Annotated in this window: 6 protein-coding genes; 3 read left to right on the top strand and 3 right to left on the bottom strand. The window is 72.0% G+C overall.

Going from position 1 to position 4,746, the window contains the following annotated elements; genetic code table 11:
* Positions 1-3: 3 nt before the first annotated feature.
* On the bottom strand, positions 4-756 hold the full coding sequence (locus IEZ21_RS21350; RefSeq protein ID WP_189323528.1) for an SDR family oxidoreductase: 753 nt from the start codon (positions 754-756) through the stop codon (positions 4-6).
* A 235-nt stretch (positions 757-991) separates the two neighbouring features.
* On the opposite strand from IEZ21_RS21350, the gene IEZ21_RS21345 reads away from it, so the two are divergent.
* From IEZ21_RS21345 to IEZ21_RS21335, 3 genes are read left to right on the top strand one after another with little or no spacing between them, the layout of a single operon-like run.
* Positions 992-2,035, top strand: coding sequence for a phosphotriesterase family protein (locus tag IEZ21_RS21345; RefSeq protein ID WP_189323527.1), 1,044 nt, complete (start codon positions 992-994; stop codon positions 2,033-2,035).
* Positions 2,025-2,366: a cupin domain-containing protein gene (locus IEZ21_RS21340; protein WP_189323526.1), complete on the top strand. Its 342-nt coding sequence runs from the start codon at positions 2,025-2,027 to the stop codon at positions 2,364-2,366. Before IEZ21_RS21345 ends, IEZ21_RS21340 begins: the two co-directional genes overlap by 11 nt.
* Positions 2,363-3,244 (top strand): SDR family NAD(P)-dependent oxidoreductase, encoded by an 882-nt coding sequence (locus tag IEZ21_RS21335; RefSeq protein ID WP_189323525.1) that lies wholly within the window; start codon positions 2,363-2,365, stop codon positions 3,242-3,244. Before IEZ21_RS21340 ends, IEZ21_RS21335 begins: the two co-directional genes overlap by 4 nt.
* 49 nt (positions 3,245-3,293) lie before the next feature.
* On the opposite strand, the gene IEZ21_RS21330 is transcribed toward IEZ21_RS21335, so the two are convergent.
* Together IEZ21_RS21330 and IEZ21_RS21325 are read right to left on the bottom strand one after the other, a co-directional pair.
* Positions 3,294-4,292, bottom strand: a complete 999-nt coding sequence (locus IEZ21_RS21330) for an aldo/keto reductase (RefSeq protein WP_189323524.1) — start codon at positions 4,290-4,292, stop codon at positions 3,294-3,296.
* A partial coding sequence (locus tag IEZ21_RS21325) for an aromatic-ring hydroxylase C-terminal domain-containing protein (protein WP_444544977.1) occupies positions 4,289-4,746 on the bottom strand: 458 nt, incomplete at its 5' end. The genes IEZ21_RS21325 and IEZ21_RS21330, both read right to left, overlap by 4 nt.

Here is a 4,746-nt window from a genome sequence, read left to right as displayed (position 1 = left end):
CGCTCACAGCGTGCCGCCGCCATCGACGTGCAGCACCGCACCGGTCATGAAGGTGTTCTGCAGGAGGTGCAGCACCGTCACCGCGACGTCGTCGGGCTGCCCGATGCGGCCCACCGGCGTGCCCTGCGCGGTCTGCTCGAAGAGGCCGGCGCGGGCGTCGTCGGGCAGGAACGACCACAGCGGGGTGTCGATCATGCCGCCGACGACGACGTTGACGCGTAGCGGGGCGAGTTCGACGGCGAGGGAGCGACCCATGCCCGCGATGCCCGCGTTGGCCGCGGCGGTCGCGCTCATGTCGGCGTACGGCTTGAAGCCGGCCCCACCGGCGATCAGCACGATGGATCCCTCGCCGGAGATCTTCCTGCCGGCGTGCCGGACGCTCACGAGCTGCCCGATGATCTTGGTGTCGAGGGCGGCGCGCACATCGTCGAGAGACACGTCGTAGACGGAGCCGACGGCCATGTCGCCGGGGCAGACGACGAGGTGGTCGAGGGAGTCGATGCCCGCGAAGAAGGCGCGCACGCTGTCCTCGTCGGTCACGTCCACGACACCGGTGGTGATGCCGTCGATCTCCTTGGCGGTCTGCTCCAGCTTGTCCTGGGAGCGGGAGCCGACGACGACCTGCGCACCGGCGGCGGCGGCCTGGCGGGCCACCGCCCTGCCGATGCCGGACGAGCCGCCGATCACCACGACGCGGGCGCCGGAGAGAGAGGCGGCGGTTGTGGAAGAAACGGGGGATGCGGGGGAAGTTGACAAGGTCGTCTCCTGATCACGTGCGAATGAGTGCCTGTCGGCCGGGAACAGAAGCCGGGAACAGAAGTGGCGGCCCGGCCACATATGACGCTCTCAGCTCGCACGAGAGGCAGGGAGGCGGGGATTCATGCTAGTTGGAACACCACCTGGTTAGGCCTTCGCGGGCGCGCCACCATGGGTTGTCGTCGGGCGCATTGGTCCGCCCGGCGCCATGGCTGTCGTTCCGAGGCGGTTCTCTGTGAGCACGGAAACTCCACTCCCGCACGACCCGATTCCGACGGTCCGCGGCCCGGTCGCCGCGGCGGAGCTGGGCGTCACACTCGCGCATGAGCATCTCTTCGTGCTGAGTTCTGAATTCCAGTCGAATTTCCCTCACTTGTGGGATCGGGAGGCCGGAGTACGTGAGGCCGTACGCCAGTTGGCACAGGCCTACACGGCCGGTGTGCGGACCCTGGTGGACATGACGGTGCTGGGCCAGGGCCGCGACATCGGGCTGGTGCGGGCGGTCGCCGAGCACACCCCGGTGAACATCGTGCTCGCCACCGGCGTCTACAGCGTCGACGGCATCCCGCTCTTCGCCCGCTTCCGCGGTCCCGGCGCCGCCATCGAGGCCGACGACCCGCTGATCGAGTTGCTCCTGCGCGATGTCACCACCGGCATCGGGGACAGCACCGTACGGGCGGGCCTGGTGAAGTTCGCCTGTGAGCGCACCCCGCCGGACGCGGCCGCGCACCGGATGGCCGCCGTCGTCGCCGAGGTGCACCGGCAGACCGGTGTCCCCGTCGTCGTGCACTGCGACCCCTTCGAGGGCAACGGCCTTCAGCTGGTGCGGATCCTGGATAAGGAGGGCGTGGCCGCGGGCTCCGTGGTCGTGGCACACGCCGGGGACTCCGCCGACCTCGACGGGCTGCGCGCTCTCGCCGACACCGGCTGCGTGCTGGGCTACGACCGGTACGGCATGACGCCCTTCGCCCCCGACGAGCAGCGCAACGCCACGCTCGCCGCGCTCGTACGGGCGGGCCACAGCGCCCAGTTGCTCGTCTCGCAGGACCACCCGGTGCACATCGACTATCTGACGGCCGAGCAGCGGGAACGGACGTATCCGGGCTGGAGCTATGTGCATCTCTTCGAGCGGGTCCTGCCGATGCTCCTGAAGGAGCCGGGCATCGACGAGGAGATCGTGCGCACCCTCCTCGTCGACAATCCGCGGCGGCTGCTCTCCCGGATCGCCGCACCCCGCCCCACCACGGACCACCGCACGGAGGCCGGCCATGCCGCTTGAACCCTGGCAGGAGCTGGGCACCGACCTGCTCATCGACGAGGAGCACGTCAAGTGCTGGGTGGAGACCGTGCCGCCCGGCGAGCAGCGGCCCGCCCACACCCACCGTCACCCCTGGGTGACCGTGGTGCTCTCCGGGGCGCACGGTGAATCCCTGGACGAACACGGCGAGTTGATCAAAGCCGTGACGCTGGAGACGGGCCAGGTGGTACACAACCGCGGCGAGTCCCTGCCCATGCGGCACTACGTCCGCAACCTCTCCGACCGGACCCTCGTCATGGTCGCCATCGAACTCCGGACACCCGCGGCGCCGGAGGAAGGACCGAGTTCATGAACCGACAAGAGCGCCGAGTTGAGCGGAGCGGCGAGGGACAGCCCCGCCCGGACGCCCCCGCCCTGGTCACGGGGGCCACCTCAGGCCTCGGCCGCAGTCTCGCGCGGGCCCTCGCGGACCGCGGCTGGACCGTCCTGGTGCACGGCAGGGACGAGGGCAGATGCGCCGAGGTCGTCGACGAACTGCGTGCGGCGGGCGGCACGGCCCATCCGTATCTCGCGGACCTCTCGTCCCTGCGGGAGACCGCCGAGCTCGGCCGGAAGGTGGCCGCCGAGCACCCTTCGCTGGGGCTGCTCGTGAACAACGCGGGCGTGGGCGCCGGTCGTGATTCCCGCCGCCGCGAGGTGAGCCGCGACGGCCATGAACTGCGCTTGGCCGTCAACTACTTGGCGCCGGTGGTCCTCACCCACGCCCTGCGTTCCCCGCTGCGCGCGGCGGGCTCGGCGCAGGTCCTCAACATCGGTTCGATCGGGCAGAGTCCCGTCGATCCGGAGGACGTGCAGTTCACCCGGCGCTACGACGGCATGGAGGCGTACACGCGCAGCAAGTTCGCGCTCGCCGCCTTCACGTTCACCATCGCCGAGGAGTACGCGGCGGACGGCATCCGGGTCAACTGCGTACACCCCGCGAACTACATGGACACCACGATGGTCACCGAGGCCGGGGTGCGGCCCTGGTCGTCGGTGGCCGAGGGGACCGCGGCCGTGCTGCACGCCGTCGACGAGGGCGCGCGGGGCGCGAGCGGTCAGTACTACAACGAGAGCCGCCGGGCCAAGGCGCACCGCCTCGCCTACGACGCCGGCACCCAGCGGCGGCTCACCTCGCTCACCGACCGGCTCATCGCTCCGGCAGAGGGGGCGAGCGGGCCGTCCTGGTGAGGGGGTACCGGACGGCCCGGGTGCGGTCGCACCCGGGCCGTCCGGTGTCTCAGTCCTCCTGGACCAGCGCCAGCAGGTGGTCGGGGAAACGCTCGCCGGCGAAGGCGCCCGCGGGCGCGATCTCCTCGACCTGGCGCAGGACTTCGGGGGCCGGCCGGACGGCTCCGGCGGACGCGTTCTCACTCATGTGCGTACGCCGCTGGGCTCCGGGAATCGGCACGACGCCCTGCGCGACCAGCCATCCGAGGGCGAACTGCGCGGGCGAGCAGCCCAGTTGGGCGGCCAGCTCGCCGATCCTGGTGACCAGGCGCTGGTTGAAGCCGAGGTTGTCGTCGGAGAACCGTGGCAGGCCGCGGCGCATGTCGTCCGGGGCCAGTTCGGCGCCGGAGAGTTCCCCGGAGAGCAGCCCGCGGCTGAAGGGGCTGTAGGCGACGAAGCCGATGCCGAGCTCGCGGACCGTGGGCAGCACGGAGCGCTCGGGGTTGCGGCTGGCGAGGGAGTACTCGGTCTGCACCGCCGTGATGGGGTGCACGGCGTGCGCGGCGCGGATCGCCGCCGCACCGGCCTCGGACAGGCCCAGGTGCCGTACCTTTCCGGCCTCGACGAGCTCCGCCATGGCGCCCACCGACTCCTCGACGGGCACGTCGGGGTCGACGCGGTGCAGGTAGTACAGGTCGATGTGGTCGGTGCCCAGGCGCTCGAGGCTGGCGTCGACCGCCTCGGCGATGTGCCGGGGACTCCCGTCGACCCGGACACCCTCGGGCGTGCGGATGAGGCCGCACTTGGTGGCGAGGGTGGCCCGGTCGCGGTGTCCGCCGGCCAGCGCGCGGCCGACGATCTCCTCGCTCAGGCCCGCGCCGTACATGTCCGCGGTGTCGAGGAAGTCCATGCCCCGGTCCAGGGCGCCGTGGATGGTGCGGATCGACTCGGCCTCGTCGCGGTCTCCGTAGAACTCGGCCATGCCCATGCAGCCGAGGCCGATCGCGGACACCTCCAGGCGGCCGCCGAGCAGGACGCGGTCCAGGGTGCGCGGTGTGGTGGTGGTCATTCCTTCTCCTCGTGGATTACGGGTGCCGGGGGCGTGGTGGCGGTGCTGATGCCGGTGCCGGTGTCGCCGTACCCGGTGGGCAGCAGCTGTTCCAGGCGGCGCAGGGCGGCCTGGTCGGTGAGGGCGGCGGCCGCGGCGACGACGCCGTCGGGGCGTACGAGCACGGCTCCGGGACGGCGGGCGCCCAGGGCGCGGGCGGTCCGCGCGTCCAGGTGCGCACCGGCGGGCACGTTCCGCCCGGGGAAGGGAGTGCGGCCCGCGAGGACGAGCAGCGCGTGCCGCCCGTCGCGCAGCAGGTCATGGGTGCGGCCGCCGGACGGAAGGGGGATGTCCGGCAGCCGCGTTCCGGGGCCGAGGGAGCCGAGCGCGGGCCCCTCGGCGGGGTAGCGCAGGTCCATCTGGGCGAGGCGGGAGGGCAGGACGCGGTCGAGGACGCCGCTGCGCTCGGCGGCCG

The organism is Streptomyces flaveus (assembly GCF_014647675.1).
Lineage (GTDB): Bacteria > Actinomycetota > Actinomycetes > Streptomycetales > Streptomycetaceae > Streptomyces > Streptomyces flaveus.
This window is presented reverse-complemented; position numbering and strand designations above follow the sequence as displayed.

Coding starts and splice junctions, on each gene's coding strand:
- IEZ21_RS21340 (WP_189323526.1), top strand. CDS start 2,025: ATGCCGCTTGAACCCTGGCAGGAGCTGGGCACCGACCTGCTCATCGAC.
- IEZ21_RS21330 (WP_189323524.1), bottom strand. CDS start 4,292: ATGACCACCACCACACCGCGCACCCTGGACCGCGTCCTGCTCGGCGGC.
- IEZ21_RS21335 (WP_189323525.1), top strand. CDS start 2,363: ATGAACCGACAAGAGCGCCGAGTTGAGCGGAGCGGCGAGGGACAGCCC.